Annotated in this window: 2 protein-coding genes; both read right to left on the minus strand. The window is 65.5% G+C overall.

The window, feature by feature from the left end:
* Positions 1-208, minus strand: a 208-nt coding sequence (locus tag D8M29_RS12760) for an FKBP-type peptidyl-prolyl cis-trans isomerase (protein WP_174233382.1), incomplete at its 3' end; no start/stop codon positions are given.
* 43 nt (positions 209-251) lie between these two features.
* The coding region (locus tag D8M29_RS12765) for an FKBP-type peptidyl-prolyl cis-trans isomerase (protein ID WP_127446050.1) at positions 252-1000 on the minus strand (749 nt) is incomplete at its 5' end.

Consider the following 1000-nt stretch of genomic DNA (forward strand, 5'->3'; position numbering starts at 1 on the left):
CGGCACCGAGCTGGAACTGCAGCGGGGTGCCGCGGTTCCAGGAGGCGTCGAACTCCTCGCCGGTGGAGAAGGCGACACCGACGTAGTGCACGGAGACGGTCTGTCCCGCCTGGGCCACCGGTCCGTCGCCCTCCCAGATTTCCTTGATCTCCAGGTCGGCCGGCGGCTCGCCACCCGGGAAGTCGATCTCGGGCTTGTCGATGCTCACTGAGCTGCTCCTCTTACTGATGAACTGCGTAACCGGGACAGTCTTACATCTTCGCCAGAAGGTCCACGGCGAACACGAGGGTGGACTTGGCGGGGATGGACTGCTGCGCCTCGTTGCCGAAGGCCTGGTCCGGCGGGATGACGAGCAGCACGCGGCTGCCGACCTTCTTGCCGACCAGTCCGTTCTTGAGGCCCTTCAGGGTGACCTGGGCGAGCGGGAAGGTCTGCGTCTTGCCGGTCTGGTAGGTGCTGTCGAAGGCCTTGCTGTCCTTCCAGAGCAGACCGACGTAGTTCACGACGACGCTGTCGGTCTCCTTGATGACCTCGCCCTTGGACTCCAGGATGTAGTTGGAGACCAGCTTCTTCGGCGGGTCGCTCTTGGGGATCGTGACCGTGGGGGCCTTGCCGTCGGTCTTCGTGCCGACCTTGGGCAGGTCGATGTTGTCCTGGGCCACCTCGGCTCCCTCGGCGGGCGCCGGGGTCTGTGTGGCCTTCACGATGTCGACGACGAAGACGAGGGTGGCGTTGGGCTTGATGTCGCCCTGGCCCTGCTCGCCGTAGCCGAGATCCGGCGGGATGACCAGCTCGACGCGGCTGCCGACCTTCTTGCCGACGAGTCCCTTGTCCCAGCCCTGGATGACCATGCCCGCGCCGAGCGTCAGGTCGAACGGCTGCTTGCGGTCGAAGCTGTTGTCGAACGGCTTGGTGGAGTCCCACGCCTGCCCGAGGTAGTTGACCTGGATCGCGTCGCCGTTCTTGAGCTTCGCGCCGTCACCCTCACTGATGACGTCGG

Source organism: Micrococcus sp. HSID17227 (assembly GCF_003989405.1).
Classification (GTDB): Bacteria; Actinomycetota; Actinomycetes; order Actinomycetales; family Micrococcaceae; genus Micrococcus; species Micrococcus luteus.